The organism is Halomonas litopenaei (assembly GCF_003045775.1).
Taxonomy (GTDB): Bacteria; Pseudomonadota; Gammaproteobacteria; order Pseudomonadales; family Halomonadaceae; genus Halomonas; species Halomonas litopenaei.
In genome coordinates this window covers 112,060-136,248 of sequence record NZ_PXNS01000005.1, presented here as the reverse complement: position 1 = coordinate 136,248, position 24,189 = coordinate 112,060, and the positions used below count along the sequence as shown (strand labels likewise).

General features: G+C 65.8%; 23 protein-coding genes. 7 read left to right on the top strand and 16 right to left on the bottom strand.

Features of this window, described 5'->3' with window-relative positions:
* Positions 1-13: 13 nt before the first annotated feature.
* The 15 genes from rnhB to rpsB all read right to left on the bottom strand — a co-directional run bounded on the left by rnhB (position 14) and on the right by rpsB (position 15,207).
* Positions 14-652 carry a ribonuclease HII gene (rnhB, locus tag C6W88_RS09450; RefSeq protein WP_231498598.1) on the bottom strand — a complete coding sequence of 213 codons (639 nt, stop codon included), beginning with the start codon at positions 650-652 and terminating at the stop codon, positions 14-16.
* A complete protein-coding gene (gene lpxB / locus C6W88_RS09445) occupies positions 642-1,925 on the bottom strand; it encodes a lipid-A-disaccharide synthase (RefSeq protein WP_108132287.1) in 1,284 nt (427 codons plus the stop codon). Before lpxB ends, rnhB begins: the two co-directional genes overlap by 11 nt.
* A gap of 144 nt (positions 1,926-2,069) precedes the next feature.
* Positions 2,070-2,837, bottom strand: coding sequence for an acyl-ACP--UDP-N-acetylglucosamine O-acyltransferase (gene lpxA / locus C6W88_RS09440; protein ID WP_045991176.1), 768 nt, complete (start codon positions 2,835-2,837; stop codon positions 2,070-2,072).
* Positions 2,834-3,277 carry a 3-hydroxyacyl-ACP dehydratase FabZ gene (fabZ, locus tag C6W88_RS09435; protein WP_045991177.1) on the bottom strand — a complete coding sequence of 148 codons (444 nt, stop codon included), beginning with the start codon at positions 3,275-3,277 and terminating at the stop codon, positions 2,834-2,836. The genes lpxA and fabZ overlap by 4 nt, the downstream gene beginning before the upstream one ends.
* Before the next feature lie 114 nt (positions 3,278-3,391).
* The gene (gene lpxD, locus C6W88_RS09430; protein ID WP_045991178.1) at positions 3,392-4,432 is read right to left on the bottom strand and encodes a UDP-3-O-(3-hydroxymyristoyl)glucosamine N-acyltransferase; all 1,041 of its coding nucleotides are present in this window, start codon (positions 4,430-4,432) and stop codon (positions 3,392-3,394) included.
* A gap of 56 nt (positions 4,433-4,488) precedes the next feature.
* Positions 4,489-4,995 carry an OmpH/Skp family outer membrane protein gene (locus tag C6W88_RS09425; RefSeq protein WP_108132286.1) on the bottom strand — a complete coding sequence of 169 codons (507 nt, stop codon included), beginning with the start codon at positions 4,993-4,995 and terminating at the stop codon, positions 4,489-4,491.
* Positions 4,995-7,343, bottom strand: a complete 2,349-nt coding sequence (bamA, locus tag C6W88_RS09420) for an outer membrane protein assembly factor BamA (protein WP_181248592.1) — start codon at positions 7,341-7,343, stop codon at positions 4,995-4,997. Before bamA ends, C6W88_RS09425 begins: the two co-directional genes overlap by 1 nt.
* Before the next feature lie 175 nt (positions 7,344-7,518).
* Positions 7,519-8,877 (bottom strand): RIP metalloprotease RseP, encoded by a 1,359-nt coding sequence (gene rseP, locus C6W88_RS09415; RefSeq protein WP_108132285.1) that lies wholly within the window; start codon positions 8,875-8,877, stop codon positions 7,519-7,521.
* 97 nt (positions 8,878-8,974) lie between these two features.
* Positions 8,975-10,198 carry a 1-deoxy-D-xylulose-5-phosphate reductoisomerase gene (gene ispC / locus C6W88_RS09410; RefSeq protein ID WP_108132284.1) on the bottom strand — a complete coding sequence of 408 codons (1,224 nt, stop codon included), beginning with the start codon at positions 10,196-10,198 and terminating at the stop codon, positions 8,975-8,977.
* On the bottom strand, positions 10,195-11,001 hold the full coding sequence (locus C6W88_RS09405) for a phosphatidate cytidylyltransferase (RefSeq protein ID WP_045991182.1): 807 nt from the start codon (positions 10,999-11,001) through the stop codon (positions 10,195-10,197). Before C6W88_RS09405 ends, ispC begins: the two co-directional genes overlap by 4 nt.
* On the bottom strand, positions 10,994-11,764 hold the full coding sequence (gene uppS / locus C6W88_RS09400) for a polyprenyl diphosphate synthase (protein ID WP_045991283.1): 771 nt from the start codon (positions 11,762-11,764) through the stop codon (positions 10,994-10,996). The genes C6W88_RS09405 and uppS overlap by 8 nt, the downstream gene beginning before the upstream one ends.
* 203 nt (positions 11,765-11,967) lie before the next feature.
* Entirely contained in the window at positions 11,968-12,525 is a 558-nt protein-coding gene (frr, locus tag C6W88_RS09395) for a ribosome recycling factor (RefSeq protein WP_045991183.1), read from the bottom strand.
* Between the two features lie 4 nt (positions 12,526-12,529).
* Complete coding sequence (gene pyrH / locus C6W88_RS09390; protein ID WP_045991184.1) at positions 12,530-13,297, bottom strand: UMP kinase; 768 nt, start codon at positions 13,295-13,297, stop codon at positions 12,530-12,532.
* A gap of 143 nt (positions 13,298-13,440) precedes the next feature.
* Positions 13,441-14,310 (bottom strand): translation elongation factor Ts, encoded by an 870-nt coding sequence (gene tsf, locus C6W88_RS09385; protein ID WP_045991185.1) that lies wholly within the window; start codon positions 14,308-14,310, stop codon positions 13,441-13,443.
* A 150-nt stretch (positions 14,311-14,460) separates the two neighbouring features.
* The gene (gene rpsB / locus C6W88_RS09380; protein ID WP_045991186.1) at positions 14,461-15,207 is read right to left on the bottom strand and encodes a 30S ribosomal protein S2; all 747 of its coding nucleotides are present in this window, start codon (positions 15,205-15,207) and stop codon (positions 14,461-14,463) included.
* Between the two features lie 395 nt (positions 15,208-15,602).
* Between rpsB and map the strand changes: the two genes are divergently transcribed.
* From map to C6W88_RS09345, 7 genes are all read left to right on the top strand, one after another.
* The gene (gene map / locus C6W88_RS09375; protein ID WP_045991187.1) at positions 15,603-16,394 is read left to right on the top strand and encodes a type I methionyl aminopeptidase; all 792 of its coding nucleotides are present in this window, start codon (positions 15,603-15,605) and stop codon (positions 16,392-16,394) included.
* A 6-nt stretch (positions 16,395-16,400) separates the two neighbouring features.
* Complete coding sequence (locus C6W88_RS09370; protein WP_108132282.1) at positions 16,401-19,076, top strand: [protein-PII] uridylyltransferase; 2,676 nt, start codon at positions 16,401-16,403, stop codon at positions 19,074-19,076.
* A gap of 156 nt (positions 19,077-19,232) precedes the next feature.
* On the top strand, positions 19,233-20,429 hold the full coding sequence (dapC, locus tag C6W88_RS09365) for a succinyldiaminopimelate transaminase (RefSeq protein ID WP_108132281.1): 1,197 nt from the start codon (positions 19,233-19,235) through the stop codon (positions 20,427-20,429).
* A 43-nt stretch (positions 20,430-20,472) separates the two neighbouring features.
* Complete coding sequence (locus C6W88_RS09360) at positions 20,473-20,811, top strand: arsenate reductase (protein ID WP_108132280.1); 339 nt, start codon at positions 20,473-20,475, stop codon at positions 20,809-20,811.
* Between the two features lie 50 nt (positions 20,812-20,861).
* On the top strand, positions 20,862-21,887 hold the full coding sequence (dapD, locus tag C6W88_RS09355) for a 2,3,4,5-tetrahydropyridine-2,6-dicarboxylate N-succinyltransferase (protein ID WP_108132279.1): 1,026 nt from the start codon (positions 20,862-20,864) through the stop codon (positions 21,885-21,887).
* A 45-nt stretch (positions 21,888-21,932) separates the two neighbouring features.
* On the top strand, positions 21,933-23,129 hold the full coding sequence (gene dapE / locus C6W88_RS09350; RefSeq protein WP_045991192.1) for a succinyl-diaminopimelate desuccinylase: 1,197 nt from the start codon (positions 21,933-21,935) through the stop codon (positions 23,127-23,129).
* A gap of 4 nt (positions 23,130-23,133) precedes the next feature.
* On the top strand, positions 23,134-23,523 hold the full coding sequence (locus tag C6W88_RS09345) for a hypothetical protein (protein WP_045991193.1): 390 nt from the start codon (positions 23,134-23,136) through the stop codon (positions 23,521-23,523).
* Positions 23,524-23,647: 124 nt separating this feature from the next.
* Here the strand turns inward: C6W88_RS09345 and C6W88_RS21975 are convergent, their stop codons facing one another.
* The gene (locus tag C6W88_RS21975; RefSeq protein WP_045991194.1) at positions 23,648-24,112 is read right to left on the bottom strand and encodes a cold-shock protein; all 465 of its coding nucleotides are present in this window, start codon (positions 24,110-24,112) and stop codon (positions 23,648-23,650) included.
* Positions 24,113-24,189: the final 77 nt, after the last annotated feature.

The window sequence follows — 24,189 nt, the reverse complement described above, 5'->3', positions numbered from 1 at the left end:
GTGTGAAAACGGGTCAGAACAGCGCCAGTTGACGCTTTACCGGTGCAAACGACCGGCGATGCTCGGCCAGCGGCCCGAGGCGTTCGAGCGCGGCCAGATGCTCAGGCGTCGGGTAGCCCTTGTGGCGGGCGAAGCCGTAGTCGGGATAGCGCTCGTCGAGGGCCAGCATGGCCGCGTCACGGGCCACCTTGGCCAGGATGGAGGCGGCGGCGATGGCCGGATGGCGGGCATCGCCCTTGACCACGGCCTGGCCCGGAACATGATGCCCGGGCAGCCGATTGCCGTCCACCAGCAGGTACTCAGGAGCCGGCGCCAGACCATCGATGGCCCGGCGCATCGCCAGATGGGTGGCGTGATAGATATTGAGCCGGTCGATCTCTTCGGGGCTCGCCTCGGCCACATGGTAGGCCAGAGCATGCTCGCGTATCTGGCCGTCGAGCGCCTCGCGACGCTTGGCACTCAGCGCCTTGGAGTCATTGAGTCCGCTGATCGGCACCGAGGGATCGAGGATCACCGCCGCTGCCACCACCGAGCCCACCAGCGGCCCTCGACCAACCTCATCGACACCGGCCAGCAAGCTGCCATCATAGTTCACCACCAGCGGCGGCAAGGCAGGCTTGTTGCTGCGCCTGGACTTCGCTTCAGCGGCCACCGCCAGCCTCCTGACGGACATCATCCGTTTCATCAGCCGTGGCCTCGGCCACCTCCTCGGCCAGCCGAGGCGATACGCTTTCCGGCAACGGCTGTCCCGCTACCAGCGCTTCGATGGTCTCCGCCGCACGCCGGCTGGCATCACGCTGCAACCCCTCGTGCATGGCGGCAAAGCGAGCCTCGAGCGCAGTCCGCGCCGCTTCATCGTCGAGCAACTCGCCCAGGCGGGTGGCAATGGCCTCGCTGCTGGCCTCGTCCTGGATCAACTCCGGCACCAGCGATTCGCGGGCGATCAGATTGGGCAGCGAGATCCACTCGGTCTTGACCATCAGCCGAGCGATGCGATGGGTCATCGGCGCCATGCGGTAGCCCACCAGCATGGGGCGATGACACAGCATCGCCTCCAGCGCCGCGGTGCCGGAAGCCAGCAGCACCAGGTCGCTTGCCACCATGGCCTCACGAGCCTGGCCATCGAGCAGGCTGACGCAGGCCGCAAGCGCCGGCCGCGCGGCCAGCAGCGCCTCGAGCTCTTGCCTTCGCTCGGGCGCGGCCGCCGGGATCACCACCGCAAGCCCCGGCCTTGCCTTGACCAGGCGCTCGGCAGCCTCCAGGAAGGTCTCCCCCATGAAGCGGATCTCGTTGCGCCGGGAGCCGGGCAGCAACGCCAGCACCCGGGCGTCGGCGGCAATCCCCAGCGCCTCGCGCGTGGCCCGGCGGTCGTTGACCAGCGGCAGTTCGTCGGCCAACGGATGGCCGACGAAGGCCACCGGCACCCGGTGCTTGACGTAGAAGGCCGCCTCGAACGGCAGAAAGGTCAGCATGGCGTCCACCGAGCGGGCGATGCCCTTGACCCGCCCCTGACGCCAGGCCCATACAGACGGGCTGACGTAGTGGGCGGTGGTGACACCTGATTCGCGCAGCTGGCGCTCGAGGCCAAGATTGAAGTCCGGGGCGTCGATTCCGACCATGATGTCGGGTTCCCAGTCCAGTGCATCCCGACGCAGGGTGCGGCGCACGCGGATCAGCTCTGGCAGGTGCTTGATCACCTCCACCAGCCCCATCACCGACAGGGTCTCCAGCGGATACAACGACTCGAGCCCCTCGGCGATCATGCGCGGGCCACCCAGTCCTCGGAATGCCACCTCGGGATGACGCGCCTTGAGCGCGCGCATCAGGCTCGCTCCGAGAATATCGCCGGACAGTTCACCGGCCACCAGGTAGACGCGGCGGATTGAGCCTGTCTCGCTGGCGACATCGCGTGCAGCGTGGGTCATGACGGATACCTGACTGGCTGAACAAGTCTGACGATGGAAGGGTGCCCAAGCCGACGACGGCCATCAAGATGGCCGACGACACTGGGGCTGACGCCCGCCGCTGCGGGCGCCGACCGCCGGCCCGACCGCCGGGCCGACGACTGCCTAGCGGATGATGCCCCGCGAGGACGCCTCGATCGAGGCCACGAAGGCTTCGGTCTCGGCCAGCGAGAAGCGCTGGCGGATCTCGCCGATGGCCTGTTCCACGGTGAGCCCCTGACGGTACACCAGCTTGTAGGACTCGCTGAGGGCACGGATGGCTTCCGTCGCAAAGCCGCGGCGCTTGAGCCCGACCACGTTGAGTCCGTGGGCCTGGGCCGGATTGCCGTTGATCATCACGAAGTCCGGGGTGTCCTTGGTGATGATCGAGCCACCGCCTGCCATGGCGTGGGAGCCGAAACGACAGAACTGATGGATGGCGGATAGCCCGCCAATGATCGCGAAGTCGCCCAGGTGCACGTGGCCCGCCAGGGTGACCTGATTGGCCAGGATGCAGTCGTCGCCGATCACGCAGTCATGGCCGACGTGGACGTAGGCCATGAACAGGTTGCGCGAGCCGATGGTGGTCTCGCTGCGATCCTGAACGGTGCCCCGGTGCAGGGTGACGCCCTCGCGCACGACGTTGTCGTCACCCATCACCAGGCGGGTCGGCTCGCCCTGGTACTTCTTGTCCTGGCAGGCCTCCCCCACCGAGGCAAACTGGAAGATGCGGGTACGCTCGCCCAGCACGGTGGGGCCCTGCACCACGACGTGGGGGCCGATGACCGACCCGGCGCCAATCTCGACGTCTGGGCCGATCACACTGAAGGGCCCCACCTCGACATCGTCGGCCAGGCGGGCGCCGGGGTCTACGATGGCGGTCGGATGTATCAAGCGATCTTCCTCTCGGCACAGATGATGTCGGCCTCACAGGCCAGCTCGCCTTCCACGGTGGCACGGCACTTGAACTTCCAGATACCCCGCTTGGCCCGCTCGACCTCAGCGCGCAGCTCAAGCTTGTCGCCCGGCATCACCGGGCGCTTAAAGCGCACGTTGTCGCTGCCGACCAGGTAGTACACATAGCCATCGGCGGGTAGCTTGTTGACGGTCTTGAAGCCCAGGATACCGCAGGCCTGAGCCAGCGCTTCCACCACCAGCACGCCGGGCATGATCGGGTGGTGGGGGAAGTGACCATTGAAGAACGGCTCGTTGATGCTGACGTTCTTGTAGGCAACGATGGTTTCGCCAAGGGTCAGTTCCGTGACCCGATCCACCAGCAGAAAAGGATAACGGTGGGGCAGATATTCGCGAATCTCGTTGATGTCCATAACCATCGTAGCGACCTCTGAAATGACAAGAGCCCTTCTCCCTGGAAGGACATGACCGGCGGGGGCCAAGGGCACCATACCGGCAATAGGCGGTGGATTATACCGACCTGTACCCGCCCCTCAAGCCTCGCCGGAGCCTCGCTTCTCCAGACGATTGACCCGCTTGGCGATACTGTCGAGCTGCTTGAAACGCACCGCATTGCGGCGCCACTGACTGTTTTCCATGGCCCCGGTACCCGAGGAATAGACCCCGGGTTCGAGGATGGAGTTGGTCACCAGGCTCATGCCGGTGACCTGGACGCCGTCGCAGATGGTCAGGTGGCCGGACAGCCCCACTCCGCCACCCAGCATGCAGTGGCGGCCCACCCGGGTGGAACCGGCGATGCCGACACAGCCGGCCAGGGCGCTGTGGTCACCGATGTGCACGTTGTGGGCGATCTGCACCTGGCTGTCGATCTTGACGTCATTGCCGATCACGGTGTCACCCAGCGCCCCACGGTCGATGCTCGAGCAACTGCCGACCTCGACATCATCGCCGAGCACCGCGCCACCGAGCTGGGCGATCTTGCGCCAGCCGCCACCGTCGTGGGCAAAACCGAAGCCATCGCCACCGATCACACAACCGCTGTGCAAGATGACACGCTTGCCGACGACCACGCCGTGATAGAGGGTGACGTTGGCGTGCAGGAAACCGTCCTCGCCGATCTCGCAGTCCGCCCCGACCACCGAACCGGGCCCTACCACCACACGATCCCCCAGGCGAGCACCTGACTCGATCACCGCATTGGGGCCGATCGAGACGTCGGCACCCAGACTGGCGTCCTCGGCCACCACCGCACTGGGATGGATGCCCGGCTGGTGCGCGTCGGCCTGGGGGTCAAGCATGCGCGAAAGCTCGGCGTAGCCGAGGTAGGGATTGTCCAGCACCAGCGCTGGCACCGGGCAGGCGTCGAGATGGTCGGCGTGAAGCAGCACCGCCGCCGCCCGGGTGGACGGCAGGTCCTTCAGATAGGCGCGATTGGCAAGAAAGCTCACCTGATCGGGGCCGGCGTCCTTGAGCGTCGCCAGGCCAACGATACGTTGGCTGCCGTCACCGTGCAGGCGAGCGCCCAGGCGAGAGGCGATATCGGAGAGGTTTGGCTGTGTACGTGTCGATTTCATGTATGACCGTAATGCGGTGACGACGGAATTCGGGACAGGCGCTGTCGGCGATTCCCTCAGTACGTGTTGAGCAGCCGGGTGACCTCGGCCGTCAGGTCCGGCAGATCACGACCGCTGTGCAGGACACCGTCCGGTGTCACCAGCACCTCGACCTCGTGACGCTCGATGACCTGAGCGACCGCCTGGTCGACCCTGCCTTCCAGGCGACTTATCAAACGCTGTTCGGCTTCCTGGCGAGCCTCGAGGATATCACGTCTGAGGCGATCGAAACGCTGCCCTTTTCGCTGAAATTCCTGAACCCGTGAGGGGCTCGGCGGCCCTTCGGCAGCCGCCAGGTCGTCGGCCAGTGCCTCGAGCTCAAGGCGCAGCGATTCGGCCTCGCGCTGCCAGGGTGCGACCTGTTGCTGCAGGCTCTGCATGGCACTGCGGGCGGCCTCGGTGTCGAGCACGGCGCGACGCCAGTCGAGCACCGCCACCTGGGACGCCGATGCCGACACCGGGCTGCTCAGTGCAGCGGCCAGCGCCAACCACACCAGCCAGCGGCGACGGCCGCCTGTCCTCATCAGAAGGTCTGACCCAGCGAGAACTGGAACACCTGGGTGTCGTCCTCGTCCTCGTCATTGAGCGGCTCGGCCACGCTGAAGGTCAGGGGACCCACCGGCGTCAGCCAGGAGACGCCCACGCCCACACTGTAGCGTATATCGCTGAATTCCACCCCGGAGTTGCACTTCTTGCGATCCTCGTCCTCGGACAGCACGTCGTAGCACTCGGTGAGGAAGGTGTTACCGGCATCGACGAACAGCGACGGCTGCACCGAGCGCTTGTCCTCGACGAACGGCATCGGGAAGATCAGCTCCATGCTGCCCTCGAGCAGCACGTTACCGCCGAGGGTCTCGTCATCACCGTCCTCACGTTCGGTGGTGAGCTGGCCAAGGGTGTTGTCGGTGAAACCACGCACCGAGCCCAGGCCACCGGCGAGGAAGTTCTCGTAGAACGGATAGGGATCGCTCGAATTGATGGCATCGGCGTAGCCCAGCTGGCCACTGAACTTCAACGACCAGGTCTGCTCTTCGTTGAACGGGAAGAAGTGCTTGGCCTGGGCCCTGGCCTTGTAGTACTCGGCGTCACTGCCGGGCACCCCGAGTTCCAGCGACAGCCGCTGGTAATTACCCGCCGTCGGCATGATGCCGCGGTTGAGGTCGTTGCGGGTCCAGCTGCCGGTGGCCGACAGGGTACTGGCGTCGTCACCCTCGTCGAGCACGTAACGCTTGATCTCCGACGGGGTGTCGTCGTAGGTGTCGATCTCGAGCTTCTCGATATTGGCGCCGAAGTTCATCCGCGTCAGCTCGTTGATCGGGTAGCCGAAGTTGATCCCGGCACCGAGGGCATCGGTGGAGTAGGTGGAGATGTCGGAATCTTCGTAGTCCGTGGCCCGGTAGTAGAAGTTGTAGCCGCGGGAGATGCCGTCCAGGGTCCAGTAGGGATCGGTGAAGCCGAAGTTGACGCTGGTGTAGGTATCACTCTTCTGGGCGCCGATGTTGACCCGGTTGCCGCTACCCAGGAAGTTGTTCTGGGACAGCGAGGCGCCGTAGATGACGCCGGCACTCTGGGAGAAGCCGAGACTCGCCGACAGCGAGCCTGAGGGCTGTTCCTCGACGGTGTAGGTGACGTCGAGCTGGTCGCTCTCGCCGGGGACCGGCTCGGTCTGCACCTGCACCTGCTTGAAGAAGCCAAGGCGCTCGAGGCGCTGGCGCGACTGGGAGATGGCCTCGGTGGAGGCTGGCGCGCTCTCCATCTGGATCATCTCGCGGCGCAGCACTTCATCCTTGGTGGTGGTGTTGCCGACGAACTGGATACGCCGTACGTAGGCGCGACGCCCCGGCGCCACCTGGAAGCTCAGGTCCACCGTCTCGCCGTCGCTGCGCACCTCGGGGATGCCGTTGACCTCGGCGAAGGCAAAGCCCTCGGCACCCAGGCGCGAGCGCATGGCCTCGGAGGACGCCACCACGTCGCTGCGCGAGAAGATATCACCGGATTCGAACTGCAGCAGCTCGCGGGCCTCGGCCTCGGCCACCTTGAGATCACCAACGAAGCTGATGTCGCCGACCCGGTAGCGATTGCCTTCATTGACGTTGATGGTGATGAAGATGCGCGACTTGTCCGGGCTGATCGATACCTGGCTCGAGGTGATCTCGAAGTTTACGTAGCCACGATCGAGGTAGTAGGAACGCAGCCGCTCCAGGTCACCGGCCAGCGCCTCGCGGGAGTACTCGTCGGCGGAGAACCAGCCGAAGAACAGACCGGGATCGTCCTCGAGCTCGAACTCGTCGAGCAGGATCTCGTCGGAATAGGCTTCATTGCCGACGATGTTGATCTGGCGGATCTTGGCGACCGCACCTTCATTGATGTTGATGTCGACCCGCACCCGGCCCTGACCCACCGGCGTAAGCTCGGTGTCGATGCGCGCGCTGTAGCGGCCCTGGGACTGGTAGAGGCCTTCCAGCTCACGCTTCATCTCGTCGATGGTCGAGAGCTGCAGCACCTGGCCTTCGCTGATGCCGGCCTGCTTGAGGCCCGCACGCAGGTCCTCGTCGGGAATCTGGGAGTTGCCTTCGATATTCAGCGCCGAGATCGTCGGGCGCTCCTCCACCTGGATGATCAGGACGTCGCCTTCACGGGCCAGCTGGATATCTTCGAACAGTCCGGTGGCAAACAGCTGGCGAGCCGCTTCGGCCAGTTCACTGTCGTCCACTCGATCGCGAGCGTTGACGGGAAAAGCATTGAAGACGGAAGCCGCAGAGACCCGTTGAAGGCCTTCCACGCGAATGTCCGACACGGTGAAAGGGGCCGCGTGCGCCACCTGGGCACAGGCGGTCAAGAGTGTCGCCAATCCGATGGTCTTGATTTTCATGCAGTCGTTTCGCTCGCGTTGAGTCAGCGTACCTGTCCAGACAGGCACCTTATACATTTCTCCGCCTTACTGACAAGTTGGCGGCGGCGTCTCGCTTGGTGACGTCCCCGGCAAAGCGCGATTCACCTGGGCGCTCGTTGTTGCGCACGCACCACGTCGATGGCGGGGGCAACTTCTACCACAAGCGCATCACATCGAAGTACAGGGCCATGATCATCAGGGTGCCCACCAGCGCCAGCCCGACCTTGAGGCCAACGGCCTGGGTGCGCTCGGACACCGGGCGCCCACGTACCGCTTCGACCAGGTAGTACAGCAGATGGCCGCCGTCGAGCACCGGAATCGGCAGCAGGTTGAGCACCCCAAGGCTGATCGACAGATAGGCCATGAAGTTGATGAAGCTCTCGAGCCCGGAACGCGCCGTGTCACCGGCGATCCGAGCGATGGTGATGGGCCCGGACAGATTGGTCGGCGAAATCAGGCCGACCACCATCTTGCGCACGGCGTCGAACGTCAAAAGCGTCATCTCGGCGGTACGTGAGGCCGCCTGCCCCACTGCGTCCAGGGGGCCGTAGCGGATTTCCCGCTGGTACTGCTGGGGCCAGTCTACCGGGGCAACGCCGGCACCGATATAGCCGATCTCGCTTCCATCATCCAGCCGGTTGATCCGCGGCGTCAGACTCAGCGCCTTCGACTCGCCGTTGCGCTCGACCTCCAGCGACAGTGTCTGGCCGGGTCGCGCTCTGACCCGCTCGACCAGATCAGGCCAGTCACTCACCGCGCGATCGTCGATACTCAGCACACGATCACCGGCTTGCAACCCTGCCTCGGCCGCGGGCTCCCCTTCCATCACCTGGCCGATGACGGCAGGCATGTCGGGACGCCAGGGGGCGATACCGAGCGTTGCCAGCGGCGCGGGCGGGTCCTGCCCCACCAGCCAGTTCTCGACCGGCGCGCGATAGCTGCGGGAGGCACTCGAGCCCTCCTCGCGGGCCTCGATCTCCAGGCTGCCACTGGCGCCGATGGCCGCCACCAGCTTGAGATTGACCTCGTCCCAGGAGCGCACCGTCTCGCCACCGATGGCGGTCAGCTCCATCCCCGACTCTAGGCCAGCCTCGGCCGCTGGCGTCTGCGGGGTGACGTCACCCACCACCGGCACCACCGTAGTGGTCCCGGCGACGAACAGCGCCCAGTAAGCCACCAGTGCCAGCAGGAAGTTGGCCAGCGGACCCGCCGCAACGATGGCCATGCGGGCCCACACCGACTTGCGATTGAACGCCTGATCGAGCTGGTCCTCGGGCACCTCGCCTTCGCGCTCGTCGAGCATCTTGACGTAGCCGCCCAGCGGAATCGCGGCGATGGCGAATTCGGTGCCATGGCGATCGAAACGTGACCACAGCGGGCTACCGAAACCTACCGAGAAGCGCAGTACCTTGACCCCGCAACGCCGCGCCACCCAGAAGTGACCGAACTCATGGAAGGTGACCAGCAGGCCGAGTACGACGATCACGGCCAGAATATTTTGAATCAGGCCCACGCAAGCCTCCTTGGCTGTATCACGACGGCCGCCGTCGCCGCCGCTTCCCAGGCTCCGGCAGCGCCAAAGGCAAAAGGTTCAACCGGATGCGCGATCATCACAACGCCTCCAGCCAGGCACGGGCACGCGCGCGGGCGTCATGGTCGGCGGCGAGTACCGCCTCCAGATCATCGGCACCACCACCGGGGGCACCTGCGCGCACCGCCTCGACCAGCCGGGGGATCTCGGTGAACCCAAGCCGCCCGTCGAGAAAGGCCTCGACCGCCACCTCATTGGCAGCGTTGAGTACCGCCGGCTGCAGCCCACCCTCGTCCATCGCCTCACGGGCCAACCGCAGGCACGGAAAGGCGGCCTCGTCGGCGGGTTCGAAGTCGAGCCTGGCCACCTGAAACAGGTCCAGCGCCTCGACCCCTGCCTCGATCCGCTCGGGCCAGGCCAGGCCGTAGGCGATGGGGGTGCGCATATCGGGATTGCCGAGCTGCGCCAGCACCGAGCCATCGCTGTAGGCGGCCATGGAATGGATCACGCTCTGAGGGTGCACCACCACCTGGATCTGCTCGGGGCGGGCGTCGAACAGCCAGCAGGCCTCGATCAATTCCAGCCCCTTGTTCATCAGGGTGGCGCTGTCCACCGAGATCTTGCGCCCCATGGACCAGTTGGGGTGGGCGCAGGCCTCATCCGGGGTCACCCGGGCCAGACGCTCGGCATCGAATCCACGAAACGGCCCGCCCGAGGCGGTCAGCAGCAGCTGAGTCACGCCGTGGCGCCCGAGTCCCCCACGATGCTGGCCAGGCAGACACTGGAAGATCGCATTGTGCTCGGAGTCGATGGGCAACAGCGCCGCACCGTTTTGCTCCACCGCCTTCATGAACAGGGCCCCGGACATCACCAGGGCCTCCTTGTTGGCCAGCAGCACGCGCTTGCCGGCCCGCACCGCCGCCAGCGTCGGCAACAGGCCCGCCGCGCCGACGATGGCCGCCATCACCACCTCGGCCTCAGGGGCGCTTGCCACCTCGGCCAGAGCCGCTTCGCCGTGACGCACCTCGGTGGCAAGCCCGGCCTCTTTCAGCTGCGTGGCCAGCCAGTCGGCGTCGGTCGGCGTGCCGAGCACCGCCACGTCGGGACGATGGGTCAGGCACTGACGATAGAGGGCCTCGCGGGAGCGATGGGCGGTGAGAGCGTGGACCCGATAGCGGTCGGGGTGGCGGGCGATGACGTCCAGGGTACTGGTTCCGATGGAGCCGGTAGCACCGAGCACCGAGACGCCCTTGATGGTGGTCGAGGAGGTTTGGGACGAGGCAGAAACTGCAGATGCCGTCATGCTTGCACCAGCCAGGTAAAGAACAGGGCGAACACCGGGACCGCCGCGGTAAGACTGTCGATGCGATCGAGCACCCCGCCGTGCCCCGGCAACAGCGCGCTGGAGTCCTTGAGGCCGCGATGGCGCTTGAGCATACTCTCGAGCAGATCGCCGAGCACCGACACCAGGGTCACGCCGAGGGTCAACGCCACCAGCGCCAGACCGGCCGACAGCGACAGCTGCTGCCACAGCGCGAACACCAGCGCCAGCGCAGCGGTGACCGCCATGCCCCCATAGACGCCCTCCCAGGACTTGCCGGGGCTGACGTTGGGTGCCAGCTTGCGCCGCCCCAGGGCACGCCCGACAAAGTAGGCGCCGATGTCGGCACCCCACACCAGCAGCAGCACGAACAGAAGCCAGGCGCTGCCGCTCTCGCGCAGCAGATTGAAGCCGACCCAGGTCGGCAGCAGCACCCAGGCTCCCATGGCCAGGCGCATCGCCCGCGAGGACCACTGATGGCTGCGCCCAGGATGACCGAGCACCCACCACAGATTCAGCGCCCACCCCAGCGCGCCAATGACCAGTGGCCACAGCGCCAGGTGCTGGCCGAAATGCCACAGCAGCGCCATGCCAAGGGCCAGCACCAGCGGTGGCAGCAGGCGCGAGGCCCCGCGCTCAAGCCCCGCCAGATTGGCCCACTCCCAGCCCGCCAGCACCACGATGGCGGCGGTGAACAGGGCGAAGGGGCCGCCCTCCAGGCCGAACAACCCGGCCAGCGCCAGCGGCGCCAGCCAGGCTGCGGTGATGATCCGCTGTCTAAGCACCCTGGGCCTCGAGCTGTTCGTCGGTCATGCCGAAGCGGCGCTTGCGCCGGCAGAAATCCTCCAGGGCGTCATCGAAGGCCTCGCCATCGAAGTCCGGCCACAGGACGGGCGTGAAGTACAGCTCGGCGTAGGCCAGCTGCCACAACAGGAAGTTCGAGATGCGCCGCTCACCGCTGGTGCGAATGCACAGATCCACCGGCGCGGCGTCACTCAGACTGACTTGATCGGCCAGCGCCTGCTCGTCGATGGCGCCGGGATCGAGCTCGCCGGCGGCCACTCGCTCGGCCAGCCGCCGCGCAGCCCGGGCGATGTCCCACTGACCACCGTAGTTGGCGGCGATCACCAGGCGCAGCCCCTGGTTGTCGCAGGTCAGTCGCTCGGCCTCTTCGATGCGCTTCTGGATGGCCGAGGAAAACCCAGAGGTATCGCCGATCACCGACAACCGAATGTCATGCTCATGCAGCTTCTTGACCTCACGCTTGAGCGCCATCAGGAACAGTTCCATCAAGGCGTTGACCTCGGCCGCCGGGCGCTTCCAGTTCTCGCTGGAGAAGGCGAACAGCGTCAGCGTCTCGATGCGGCGCTCCGCCGCCCGACGAATGACGGCCCTGACCGCCTCCACGCCGGCGTGGTGTCCACGCACTCCTGACAGGCCGCGCGCCTTGGCCCAGCGATTGTTGCCGTCCATGATCACCGCCACATGGCGAGGCAGGCTCGCGGTCGGCGGTAACGGGCGGAGTTCGGGAGACGGCGTTGACTTCATGGTGTCTCGCATGACGGTTGAATCAGGCCCCGAGGCATCCCTGACCCGGGGAGTCCAGACAGTATGACCGATGGCGGAGTCGCCAGGGATCGCTGAACGGCGGTAGTACCCAACGGCCGACCGGCCACGCCAGGCGTGACCGCTCGGTATCGCGCCCCCTCCCGGCCGCACAGGCAGGCCGGTACGGGTATCGCCAGGGCGCCTCAGACCTGCATCAGGTCCTCTTCCTTGGCGGTCAGGGTCTTGTCGATCTCGGCGACAAAGCGATCGGTGATCTTCTGGATCTCGTCCTCGCCCTGACGCTCCTCGTCCTCGGAGATATCCTTGTCCTTGAGCAGCGCCTTGAGGTCGTTGTTGGCGTCACGACGCACGTTGCGGATCGCCACCCGGGCGTTCTCGGCCTCCTGACGCGCCTGCTTGATGTAGCCCTTGCGGGTCTCCTCGGTCAGCATCGGCATCGGCACGCGGATCACGTTGCCGGCAGACGCCGGGTTGAGGCCCAGGTCGGAGGTCATGATGGCCTTCTCGACCTTCGGCACCATGCTCTGCTCCCAGGGCACCACGGCCAGGGTGCGGGCGTCCTCGACGTTGACCGAGGCCACCTGGTTGAGCGGCATCATGGAACCGTAGTATTCGACCTGCACCGCGTCCAGAATGCTGGGATGAGCACGACCGGTACGAATCTTGTTCAGGTTGTGATGCAGCGACTCGACGGTCTTCTGCATTCTTGCTTCTGCGTCTTTCTTGATCTCGTTGATCACGATGTCACCCTCTGTGAATCAGCGTGCCTTCCTTGCCGCCCACCACCAGGTTGAGCAGGGCGCCAGGCTTGTTCATGTTGAAGACCCGGACCGGCATGTCATGGTCCCGCACCAGGCAAATCGCGGTCAAATCCATCACCCCGAGCTTCTGATCGAGGGCGTCATCATAGGACAGTTCGTCGTACTTCACGGCATCGTCGAACTTGACCGGATCCTTGTTGTAGACGCCATCCACCTTGGTGGCCTTGACCACCACATCGGCGTCGATCTCGATACCGCGCAGACAGGCGGCGGAATCGGTGGTGAAGAAGGGATTGCCGGTACCGGCGGAGAACAGTACCACGTCACCGGAGGTCAGGTAGCGAATCGCCGTGCGCCGATCGTAGTGCTCCACCACGCCGCTCATGGGAATGGCCGACATCACTCGAGAACGGATGTTCGAGCGCTCCAGCGCATCACGCATGGCCAGGGCGTTCATCACCGTGGCCAGCATCCCCATGTGGTCACCGGTCACGCGCTCCATGCCGGCCTCGTGCAGGGCGGCACCGCGGAACAGGTTGCCGCCACCGACCACGATACCGACCTGGACACCGATACCGACCAGTTGCCCGATCTCCAGCGCCATGCGGTCCAGTACCTTGGGGTCGATGCCAAAGTCGGCATCCCCGGTCAACGCCTCACCCGAGAGCTTCAGCAGGATGCGCTTGTACTTCGACACCGCGGCACGGGGCTTCTCGGACTTGGACAGGGGGGAAGAATCGACGCTGCTCATGGCATTTCTCCGCTTTGGGCTTGACTGGGTCGGGTGGCGGTCGGTCAGGCCGCGAGACACCCACCGCTGACGCATACACGAAGGCGTGCGCTTTCGCGCACGCCATCATTACACTGTGCAGGCACAGTTTGGAACCTTGGACCTTAGCTACGCTTGGCCTGTTCCATGACTTCCTTGGCGAAGTCGACCTCTTCCTTCTCGATGCCCTCGCCCACTTCAAAGCGAGTGAAGCCGACCACTTCACCACCGGCGGCCTTGACGAACTCGGCCACGCTCTGGTTCGGGTCCTTGACGAAGGGCTGCTCGGTCAGGCTGTTCTCGGCCAGGTACTTCTTCAGACGGCCCTGGACCATCTTCTCGGCGATCTGCTCAGGCTTGCCGGCCATGTCCGGCTGAGCCAGGATGATGGCCTTTTCCTCGTCGAGGGCAGACTGGGGCATGTCCTCGGGACGGGCCACGGTCGGGTTGATCGCGGCGACGTGCATGGACACGTCCTTGGCGGCTTCCTGGGTGCCGCCCTTGAGCTCGGTCAGCACGCCGATGCGGCCACCGTGCACATAGGCACCCACCAGGTTGCCTTCAGCGGCGTCGACGACGACGGCACGGCGCACGCCGATGTTCTCGCCGATCTTCTGCACCAGCTGCTCGCGGGCGGTTTCCAGCTCGCCTTCGGTCACTGCGGCCACGTCGTCGCTCTTGGCGGCGAAGAAGGCGTCGGCGATCTTGTCGGCGAAGGCCTTGAAGTTGTCGTCACGGGCAACGAAGTCGGTCTCGGAGTTGATCTCGACCATCACACCGTAGGCACCGTCTTCGGCCACACGAGTGACGACGACACCTTCAGCGGCGGTACGACCGGCCTTCTTGGCGGCCTTGAGACCGGAGTTCTTGCGCAGATCCTCGATGGCCTGCTCGATGTCACCGCCGGCTTCGGTGAGTGCCTTCTTGCACTCCATCATGCCGAGCCCGGTACGCTCGCGCAGTTCCTTGACCTGGGAGGCGCTGATAGCTGCCATGGTATTCACCTCTAAATGGTTCGACCTGGGTGTCGGAGAGACCCTCGGTATTACCGCGGGCCTGAAGTAGAGAAAAGGGGGCCACGGCCCCCTTTGCGCCTGTCCGGCGTGGATCGCTTGCGCGATCGGCTGGCCCAGGCGGGCCGAAGCTTACTCGGCAGCGGCAGCGGCGGCGTCGCCTTCGCTGTCGGTCACTTCGACGAACTCATCGGGGCGACCTTCCTTCGCACGGCCACAGGCATCGGCGATGGCCTTGACGTAGATCTGGATGGCGCGGATGGAGTCATCGTTGCCCGGGATCACGTAGTCGACGCCGTCCGGATCGGAGTTGGTGTCGACCACACCGATGACCGGGATGCCCAGCTTGTTCGCCTCGTTGATGGCGATGCGCTCGTGGTCGACGTCGATCACGAACAGTGCGTCCGGCAGGCCGCCCATATCCTTGATACCGCCGATGGAACGCTCGAGCTTGTCCTGCTCGCGGGTGGCCATCAGGACTTCTTTCTTGGTCAGCTTCTCGAAGGTGCCATCTTCGTGCATGGTTTCGAGTTCGCGCAGACGCTTGATGGACTGACGAATGGTCTTGTAGTTCGTCAGCATGCCGCCGAGCCAGCGGTGGTTGACGAACGGCTGACTCACACGGTTCGCTTCTTCCTTGATGATCTTGCTCGCGCTACGCTTGGTACCGACGAACAGGATCTTGTTGTTGGAAGCGGCCATCTTCTCGACCACATCGATCGCCTCGTTGAGCGCCGGAAGGGTATGCTCGAGGTTGATGATGTGAATCTTGTTACGAGCGCCGAAGATGAACTTGCCCATCTTCGGGTTCCAGTAACGGGTCTGGTGACCGAAGTGTGCGCCTGCCTTGAGCAGGTCACGCATATTGACGTGTGCCATGGATGACTCCTGAAAAATCGGGTTAGGCCTCCACGCACCCCATGGATCCGACCAGAGGTTTCCCTCAGGCACCCGGGACCATGTGTCGGTGCGTGTGTGTTTTCAAGGCGCGAGGCTCCGTCATGGAGACCTCTTCTACTGTTTGTCGCTCGCCAGCGGGCTATCCCGTTGCAGGCGATCGCAAGACCAAGGTCTCGACGAAAACACCAGCAAGGAACGGCGATTGCAGGAAAGCGCGCAGCTTTATACCATGGATGACCTTCGAATTGAAGTCGCCCAACGTCTCGCGCACCTCGACGCGTCCCTCCCCGGAGTCGCCGCGGTCATCGTCGCCGCGAGCCAGCGACTCGGCTCAGCCGCCTGCGCCGGGGCGACACCACCCAGACCGAGATTCCATGAACGTACCCATCAAGACGCCCGAAGAAATCGAGAAGATGCGCGAAGCCGGCCGCCAGGCCGCCAGTGTGCTGGAGATGATCGCCCCCCACGTGGAAGCCGGCGTCAGCACAGGCCATCTGGACAAGCTGTGCCACGACTACATCGTCAACGAGCTCGGCTCCACCCCCGCGCCGCTCAACTATCACGGCTTTCCCAAGTCGATCTGCACCTCGATCAACCACGTGGTCTGCCACGGCATCCCCGACGACAGCAAGAAGCTGAAGAAGGGTGACATCATGAACATGGACATCACCGTAAGGACCGCCGACGGCTACCACGGTGACTCCAGCGTGATGTTCATCATCGGCGAGACCATCCAGGGCGAGCGGCTGTGCCGGGTCACCCAGGAGTGCCTCTACCGCAGCATGGCGCTGGTGCGCCCTGGTGCCCGCCTGTCGGAGCTGGCCCGGGCCATCGAGAGCCACGCCAAGGCCAACGGCTATTCGGTGGTGCGTGACTTCTGCGGCCACGGCATCGGCGCCGGCTTCCACGAGGACCCCCAGGTGCTGCACTATGACGGCTACGCCCCCGAGGCGGATATCGAACTGGCCGCCGGCATGTGCTTCACCATCGAACCGATGATCAACGTCGGCGACCATCGCACCAAGGTACTGCGCGATGGCTGGACCGCCGTGACCAAGGACAAGGGGCTGACCGCCCAGTGGGAGCACACCCTGCTGGTGACCGAGACGGGGGTCGAGGTGCTGACCGCCCGTTCCGACGAAGACCTGTCCTTCCTCGAGCGCTGAGAGCCCATGCTGCTGCACCACTATCGCTTCGCACCGGAATTCGAGCTGTTCGACTTCGACGACTTCGCTCGCCAGCTCGAGGGCCAGCGCTCCCCCATCGCGCCCTTCAAGGGCGCGCTCAAGGAGATCCAGTCGCGGCTGGACGAGCGCTTCCTCGGCGGCGCCGACATCCGCGACCTGGTGCGAGGACGGGCCTGGTGCCTGGACCAGCTGCTGGCGCTGGCCTGGGCACGCCAGCCAGGCCTGGACGATGGTGTAGCGCTACTGGCGGTGGGGGGCTACGGCCGCGGTGAGCTGCACCCTCATTCGGACATCGACCTGATGTTCCTGCTCGAGGACGACGATGACACGCCCTACCGCGAGCCGCTGACCGCCTTCATCACCTTCCTGTGGGACATCGGTCTCGAGATCGGCCACAGCGTGCGCTCGCTCAACGACTGCGAGCGCGAGGCGAAGGCCGACGTCACCGTCATCACCAATCTGCTCGAGTCACGCACCCTGGCCGGCCGCGAGGCCCTGCGCCAGGCCATGCGCGAGCGCCTGTCCGGCGAGCGCATGTGGCCGGCAGACCGCTTCTTCGAGGCCAAGTGGCAGGAGCAGATCACCCGCCACTACCGCTTCAACAACTCCGAGTATCACCTCGAGCCGAACATCAAGAGCTCCCCCGGGGGGCTTCGCGATATCCAGATGATCGGCTGGGTGGCCAAGCGCCACTTCGATACCGAGTCCTACGAGGACGTGGTCGCCAAGGGCTTCATGAACGATGCCGAGCACCGCATCCTGAGCCAGGGGCAGGCCTTCCTGTGGCAGGTCCGCTACGCCCTGCACATGCTCACCGGGCGCGCCGAGGATCGGCTGCTGTTCGACCACCAGAACACCATCGCCGAGCTGTTCGGCTACCGCGACAGTCCCGAGCGCCTGGCGGTGGAACAGTTCATGAAGCGCTACTACCGCCATGTCACCGCCCTGGCCGGGCTCAACGACATGCTGCTGCAGCACTTCGACGAACAGATCCTGAGGCCCGACACCCCGATCAGCGTGACCCCGCTGAACGAGCGTTTCGAGATCGCCGGCGGCTACATCCAGGTGCGCTCGCGGACCCTGTTCCGCGACCAGCCGGCGGCGCTGCTCGAGCTGTTCTACCTGATGGCCGAGCACCCCGAGATCGAAGGCGTACGCGCCGACACCATCCGCCTGATCCGCGACCATCGCCACCTGATGGACGACCGCTACCGCAACGACCCGCGTCACCAGGCGCTGTTCATGGCGCTGTTGCGCTCCGGTGGCAATGTCGCCCGCCAGCTACGCCGGATGAATCGCTACGGGGTGCTGGGCAAGTATCTGCCGGCCTTCGGCCAGGCGGTCGGCCTGATGCAGCACGATCTGTTCCATATCTACACCGTGGACGCCCACACCCTGCGCCTGCTGAAGTGCTTGCACGGCTTCCGCAAGCCCGAGGCGAAGAAGGAGTTCCCGGTGGCGGCGACCCTGATTCACCAGGCGCCGAAGATGGAGATCCTGTGGATCGCCGGGCTGTTCCACGACATCGGCAAGGGCCGCGGCGGCGATCATTCGCTGATCGGCGCCCGCGAGGTCGAGGATTTCGCCGAACGCCACGGGCTCAGCCAGCGTGATACCCGACTGGTCAGCTGGCTGGTGGAAAACCACCTGCTGATGTCGATGATCGCCCAGAAGCGCGACATCACCGACCCCGAGGTGATCCGCGACTTCGCCGCCAGCGTCGGCGACGAGACCCGCCTGGACTACCTGTACATCCTCACCGTGGCCGACATTACCGCGACCAATCCCACCCTGTGGAATGGCTGGCGCGCCTCGCTGATGCGCCAGCTCCACGCCGAGACACGGCGGGCGCTGCGGCGTGGCCTCGAGAACCCGCTGGAGCGCGCCGACTGGGTCCGCGAGACCCGCGAGGAGGCGCACTCGCTGCTGGCCACGATCGGCGCCGACATGGCGCGGGTCGACGCCCTGTGGGAGTCGCTCGGCGAGGACTTCTTCCTGCAGTACGCCTCCAGCGAGGTGGTGTGGCAGACCCAGGGCATGCTGGCCCACGCCGGCAGCGAGCTGCCGCTGATCCTGATCAACGCGCCCACCGACGACATGGCCGAGGGCGGGACCAAGGTATTTATCCATACCCGTTCGGTGGATGACCTGTTCGCCGCCACCGCCGCCGCCATGGAGCAGCTCGGGCTGTCGATCCACGACGCGCGCATCGCCACCTCGCTCAATGACTGGACGCTGAACACCTTCATCGTGCTCGATGACCACGACAAGCCGATCCGCGACGCCAGCCGCCTCGAGGAGATTCGCCGCCACCTGGTCGAAGAGCTCGACGACCCGGACGACTACCCGACCATCGTCACCCGCCACACCCCGCGCCAGCTCAAGCACTTCAAGGTGGCCACCCAGGTGGCCATCGAACAGGACCCGGGTGGCGAGCGCACCCTGCTGGAGCTGACCGCACCGGACCGGCCCGGCCTGCTGGCTCGGGTCGGCAGTATCTTCATGGAGCAGGGCATCACCCTGTCGGCGGCGAAGATCGCGACCCTCGGCGAGCGCGTCGAGGACGTCTTCTACGTCACCGACCGCGAAGGCCGACCGATCACCGACCCCGAGCGCCAGCAGCAGTTGCGCGAACGGCTGATCGACGTCCTCAGTGTCTAGCGGCCCCGCCGAGCTGACCTGAATCACACAGCAGGCAAGGCGCGTCGATTTGAGGCTGGTACGCCCCTTCCCTATAATCGATGCCCGGTCGCGCCCCGCGCCGACGGCACCCACTCCCGTGATGACAACGACGCCCCAAGGGCGCGCCTGGACCCCATGAACCCTGATCTCGACGCCTTGCAACCCTACCCCTTCGAGCGCCTGGCGGCGCTGAAGGCGGACCTGACGCCACCAGCCGACCTCGCCCATCGTCCGCTGACCATCGGCGAGCCACAGCATGCGCCCTACCAGGCGGCACTCGACGCCCTGGTCCGACATCAGCATGACTTCGCCCGCTATCCGGCCATCGCCGGACTGCCCGAGCTGCGTCAGGCCATCGCCGACTGGGCCAGTAGCCGCTTCGGCCTGGACGGGCTCGACGCCGAGCACCAGGTGCTGCCGGTCAACGGTACCCGCGAGGCCATCTTCGCCTTCGTCCAGGCCTGTCTCGATCGCTCACGCCCGGCGCGGGTGGCGGTGCCCAACCCCTTCTACCAGATCTATGAAGGCGCCGCCCTGCTGGCCGGCGGCACCCCGCTATACCTCGACTGCCGTGCCGACAACGACTTCCGCCCGGATTTCTCGGCCGTCGACGCCGACACCTGGCGCCAGGTGCAGCTGGTGTTCTTGTGTTCGCCGGGCAACCCCACCGGCGCGGTGACCCCGATCGAAGAGTTCCAGCAGTTGATCGCCCTGGCCGACGAGTACGACTTCATCATCGCCTCCGACGAGTGCTACTCGGAGCTGTACCTGGATGAGCAGGCGCCACCACCGGGACTGTTGCAGGCCGCCGCCGCCATGGGGCGCCACGACTATCACCGCTGCCTGGTGTTCCACTCGCTGTCCAAGCGTTCGAACCTGCCGGGGCTACGCTCGGGCTTCGTCGCAGGCGACGCCGAGCTGATCAGCCGCTTTCGTCGCTACCGCACCTACCACGGCTGCGCCATGGCGCAGCCGATCCAGCAGGCCTCGATCGCCGCCTGGTCCGACGAAGCCCACGTGCGCGACAACCGAGACGCCTACCGCGCCAAGTTCGCCGCGGTCACCGAGATCCTCGCACCGGTGATGGACTTTCCCGCCCCCGAGGCTAGCTTTTATCTGTGGCCAGCGGTCCCCGACGGTGACGACGCCGCCTTCACCAGGCGACTCTACGCCGAGGCCCACGTCAGCGTCCTGCCGGGCAGCTACATGGGCAGAACCGGCAGCGACGGCACCAACCCGGGCGCCGGTCGGCTGAGACTGGCACTGGTGGACGAACTGGCCCCCACTCGGGAAGCGGCCGAGCGCATCCGCGACCTGCTCGCACGCGGCTGATCCCGACCGACGCCACGACCAACGAACATTGAGGACGGGCCCCATGCTGACGCTCTACGTGATCAAGAACTGCGATACCTGCCGCAAGGCCCAGAAGGCGCTGGACGGCAGCGGCCACCCCTACCAGGTCCATGACCTGCGCGCCGATGGCGTATCGGCGGCCCTGCTCGAGCACTTCCTCGAGTCGGTGCCGGTGCTGACCCTGCTCAACAAGCGCAGCACCACCTGGCGCCAGCTACCTGACGACGACAAGAACGACGTCGACGCCAACAAGGCCCGCGAATTGATGCTCGCCAACCCGACCCTGATCAAGCGCCCGCTGCTCGACACCGGCGACGACATCCTGGTCGGCTATCGCGACGGCGACTACGACGACCTCTAATTTTTCGCCCCTCTTTGCGAATTCCAGTACCTACGAAAAGGACATACGGCATGCACAGCTTTGCACTCGGCATCGGCACCCAGAACACCCAGGGCGACTGGCTCGAGGTCTACTACCCGGCGCCGCTGCTCGCCCCCGACGCCAGCCTGGTAGAGGCCGCCGCCCGGGTACTCGACGCGCCCCAGGGCACCGCCGCCGTCAGCTTCCTGCCGGAACACTGCCAGGCCCTGGCCGACGCCCTGCGCGACGCCGGCCACCCGGAGCAGGCCGAACTGGCCGCCAGCCTCAGCGCCAGCCAGCGTCCGCTGGTGGCGACCTTCATCAGTGAGGACCTGCCGCCCCAGAGCGCCCCGGAGGTCTACCTCAAGCTGCACCTGCTGTCCCATCGCCTGGTCAAGCCGCACCAGCTCGACCTCACCGGCATGTTCGGTCTGCTGCGCAATATTGCCTGGAGCAGCGAAGGCGCCATCGACATCATCGAGCTGCCGGCACGCCGCCTCAAGGCCCGCCTGGAAGGTCGCACCCTGTCGGTGGACTGTGTCGACAAGTTCCCCAAGATGACCGACTACGTGGTGCCCAATGGCGTGCGCATCGCCGACACCGCACGGGTGCGTCTGGGCGCCTACCTGGGCGAGGGCACCACGGTGATGCACGAGGGCTTCGTCAACTTCAACGCCGGCACCGAAGGCCCGGGCATGATCGAGGGCCGTATCTCGGCCGGCGTGGTGGTCGGCAAGGGCTCCGACCTGGGCGGTGGCTGTTCCACCATGGGTACCCTGTCAGGTGGCGGCAACATCATCATCTCGGTGGGTGAAGGCTGCCTGATCGGCGCCAACGCCGGTATCGGTATCCCGCTGGGCGACCGCTGCACCGTCGAGGCCGGGCTCTACATCACCGCCGGCGCCAAGGTCACCCTGCTCGATGACCAGGGCCAGGAAGTACGCACCCTGGCGGCCCGCGAACTGGCCGGCCAGGACGATCTGCTGCTGCGTCGCAACTCGACCAACGGCCGTATCGAGTGCCTGACCAACAAGAGCGCCATCGCCCTCAACGAAGCGCTGCATGCCCACAATTGATCCCGAGCGCGGCGGCCCTGGCCGCCGCCTTTCTTCGAGACCGCTATGCCGACTACCGACTTGCCTGCACCGACCGACGCCCCCGCGACCACCGAGACACTCTCGCCCACCCTGGAGCTTGCCCTCGAGCTGTTGCGGCGTCCTTCGGTGACCCCGGACGACATGGGCTGCCAGGCGCTGATGATCGAACGCCTCGAGCGCCTGGGCTTCAACATCGAGTCGCTGCCCTTCGGCGAAGTGGAAAACTTCTGGGCGGTGCACGGTCACCACGGCCCGGTGCTGGCCTTCGCCGGCCACACCGACGTGGTACCCACCGGACCCGAGCACCAGTGGCAGACCCCGCCCTTTGCCCCGATCATCGATGACGACGGCATGCTGCGCGGTCGCGGCGCCGCCGACATGAAAGGCAGTCTGGCCGCCATGGTCACGGCGGTGGAGCGCTTTGTCAGCGCCCACCCCGATCACCCCGGACGCATCGCCTTTCTGATCACCGCCGACGAGGAAGGCCCGGCGGTGGATGGCACTCGTGCGGTGGTCGAGCACCTGCGCGAGCGCAACGAACGCCTCGACTACTGCATCGTCGGCGAGCCCTCTTCCACCGAGCGCCTGGGCGACGTGATCAAGAACGGCCGGCGCGGCTCGCTGGGCGGCGTACTCAAGGTCCGCGGCATCCAGGGCCACGTGGCCTATCCTCACCTGGCGCGTAACCCGATTCACCAGATCGCACCGGCGCTGGACGCCCTCGCCAACGAACACTGGGATGCCGGCAACGACTGCTTTCCTGCCACCAGCTTCCAGATCTCGAACCTGCGCGCCGGCACCGGTGCCACCAATGTGATCCCGGGCGAGGTCGAGGCCACCTTCAACTTCCGTTTCTCCACCGAGACCACCGATGCCGAGTTGCGCGAGCGCACCGAGGCCATCCTGCGAGGCTTCGACCTGGACTTCGAGATCGACTGGACGCTCAACGGCCAGCCCTTCCTGACCCGCGAAGGGGCGCTGGTCGACGCCGCCGTGGCCGGCGTCCGCGACGTCACCGGCACCACCCCGGTGCTGTCCACCTCCGGCGGTACTTCCGACGGTCGCTTCATCGCCACGCTAGGCGCCCAGGTGGTGGAACTTGGCCCGCTCAACGCCACCATCCACAAGGTCGACGAGCGCGTGCGCGCCGCAGACCTGGATGACCTGAGCCGGGTCTACGAAGCCATCCTGACGCGGCTGTTCGCCGACGCAAGGAGCTGAAGTGATGACCGAGCGCTACCCGGATATCGAGATCTATCTTGGCGAGGCCAGCGCCGAGCGCATCGGCGAGTGGCTCGGCGCCACCCTGAATGCCCCGCCGCTGACCCCCTGCGGCAAGCTCAAGTGGCGCACCGAAGGTCACCTCGATGGTGCCGACATTCCCGTGTTGCTGGTCGGCAAGGCCGCCGATGGCTTCGCCAGCCTTTGGCTCGACAGCGGCCAGTCCCCCTGGCCCACCGACGCCGACTTCGCCAGGGCCGCCGCCCTGGCGCTGGACTGCGAGGTGCGCTGCTCGCTGGGCGGCTGGCAGCCCGGCGACGACCCCGACCGCTTCCTGCAGGTGTTACCCGACGGCAGCGAATCGGCCATCGACTGGCCCGACTCGGGACACTGACGAGGCACTCCCAGTTTGGCCCTGAGCCGGGCACTGAAACGGGCGCAGAGGCAGACCCGCGGCGCCACAAACGACAACGCCCCGCACTAGGCGGGGCGTCGTGGCAATGGCGAGAGCATCGCGCTCAGGTGATGACGGTGACGTCGTCGGCCTGCAGGCCGCGCTCGTTCTCGATCACGTAGTAGCGTACTCTCTGGCCTTCGGCCAGGGTGCGATGGCCCCGGCCGCGGATGGCACGGAAGTGAACAAAGACGTCCTCGCCCCCGTCACGGGTGATGAAGCCGTAGCCCTTGTTGACATTGAACCACTTGACCTCGCCGATCTCGCGATCGTCATCCTCGACCTCGGCCAGGTTGACCAGCCTTGGCGTCAGGGCATTGAGGGCCAGGGTGGCTACCAGCAACACGCCAAAGACCGCTCCGGCAGCGGCAAGGTAGCCATGCAGCAGTGCCTCCTCGGCGATGGCGCCGTGCAACTCCTCGACGGACAGCCCGGTCACCAGGCTGACGGCAAGAGCAATCAGCAGCGGTGCAGGCGCGGCCAACAGCAGACTGATCACACAACAACGAACGAATACCCTTTTTTTCATGGACGTGAAAAACTCTCTTCTTATGGTGAAAACAGGTGGAATGACCATGGGATCCGCGGCCATGCACGATACACAGA

Coding starts and splice junctions, on each gene's coding strand:
- lpxB (WP_108132287.1), bottom strand. CDS start 1,925: ATGACCCACGCTGCACGCGATGTCGCCAGCGAGACAGGCTCAATCCGC.
- fabZ (WP_045991177.1), bottom strand. CDS start 3,277: ATGGTTATGGACATCAACGAGATTCGCGAATATCTGCCCCACCGTTAT.
- lpxD (WP_045991178.1), bottom strand. CDS start 4,432: ATGAAATCGACACGTACACAGCCAAACCTCTCCGATATCGCCTCTCGC.
- C6W88_RS09425 (WP_108132286.1), bottom strand. CDS start 4,995: ATGAGGACAGGCGGCCGTCGCCGCTGGCTGGTGTGGTTGGCGCTGGCC.
- bamA (WP_181248592.1), bottom strand. CDS start 7,343: ATGAAAATCAAGACCATCGGATTGGCGACACTCTTGACCGCCTGTGCC.
- ispC (WP_108132284.1), bottom strand. CDS start 10,198: ATGACGGCATCTGCAGTTTCTGCCTCGTCCCAAACCTCCTCGACCACC.
- uppS (WP_045991283.1), bottom strand. CDS start 11,764: ATGAAGTCAACGCCGTCTCCCGAACTCCGCCCGTTACCGCCGACCGCG.
- pyrH (WP_045991184.1), bottom strand. CDS start 13,297: ATGAGCAGCGTCGATTCTTCCCCCCTGTCCAAGTCCGAGAAGCCCCGT.
- tsf (WP_045991185.1), bottom strand. CDS start 14,310: ATGGCAGCTATCAGCGCCTCCCAGGTCAAGGAACTGCGCGAGCGTACC.
- rpsB (WP_045991186.1), bottom strand. CDS start 15,207: ATGGCACACGTCAATATGCGTGACCTGCTCAAGGCAGGCGCACACTTC.
- map (WP_045991187.1), top strand. CDS start 15,603: ATGAACGTACCCATCAAGACGCCCGAAGAAATCGAGAAGATGCGCGAA.
- C6W88_RS09370 (WP_108132282.1), top strand. CDS start 16,401: ATGCTGCTGCACCACTATCGCTTCGCACCGGAATTCGAGCTGTTCGAC.
- dapC (WP_108132281.1), top strand. CDS start 19,233: ATGAACCCTGATCTCGACGCCTTGCAACCCTACCCCTTCGAGCGCCTG.
- C6W88_RS09360 (WP_108132280.1), top strand. CDS start 20,473: ATGCTGACGCTCTACGTGATCAAGAACTGCGATACCTGCCGCAAGGCC.
- dapD (WP_108132279.1), top strand. CDS start 20,862: ATGCACAGCTTTGCACTCGGCATCGGCACCCAGAACACCCAGGGCGAC.
- dapE (WP_045991192.1), top strand. CDS start 21,933: ATGCCGACTACCGACTTGCCTGCACCGACCGACGCCCCCGCGACCACC.
- C6W88_RS09345 (WP_045991193.1), top strand. CDS start 23,134: ATGACCGAGCGCTACCCGGATATCGAGATCTATCTTGGCGAGGCCAGC.
- C6W88_RS21975 (WP_045991194.1), bottom strand. CDS start 24,112: ATGAAAAAAAGGGTATTCGTTCGTTGTTGTGTGATCAGTCTGCTGTTG.